The following is a 512-nucleotide window of genomic DNA, read 5'->3' as shown; positions in this document are numbered from 1 at the left end:
CCACCAGTCGTTCCAGGTTATCGCCGTGCCTCTGACCTTCCGTATCGGCTCCCGCAAGCCCCGGCCAGCGATTGTCTTTATCCTTCACGATGATGATATCGGGGCGGCGGTAAATGCCTTTCCCCGGCACCGGAAACGGGCTGGTGGTATGGCGTCGGCCAGCGCCCTCATGCCGTAACGAACTGCTGAGAAAGGGGCGCGGCGGTGAGGTTCGCATATCGAACGACACCTCAGCCTTGTACCACCAGCGGAACCTTGCCGCGATTTCATCCACCCGGATAAGCCCGCTCATCATTATCTGCCTGAGATTCATGCGGAAGTTTTTCCCGTTGCGGAGAATCTCAGCAGAGACATCGGGGAAACGCATCGCATATTCCACCTTGATGTGCAGGTACTGACGATTATCTGATGTCGGCAGGCGTGACTGTTTCTCCACCATCTCAATGCCGGTGGTGGTGCAGTCCCACGGCTGATTGTTCGCACCGGCAGGCCTCTCTGCTGCCGGGATATCG

Annotated in this window: 1 pseudogene; it reads right to left on the bottom strand. The window is 58.2% G+C overall.

Features of this window, described 5'->3' with window-relative positions:
* Window positions 1-508 (bottom strand): annotated as a pseudogene (locus tag AAIR21_RS27860) (VRR-NUC domain-containing protein); the annotation flags it as partial.
* Window positions 509-512: the final 4 nt, after the last annotated feature.

The organism is Enterobacter sp. PTB (genome assembly GCF_051130085.1).
GTDB classification, from domain to species: Bacteria; Pseudomonadota; Gammaproteobacteria; order Enterobacterales; family Enterobacteriaceae; genus Enterobacter; species Enterobacter ludwigii.
This window is presented reverse-complemented; position numbering and strand designations above follow the sequence as displayed.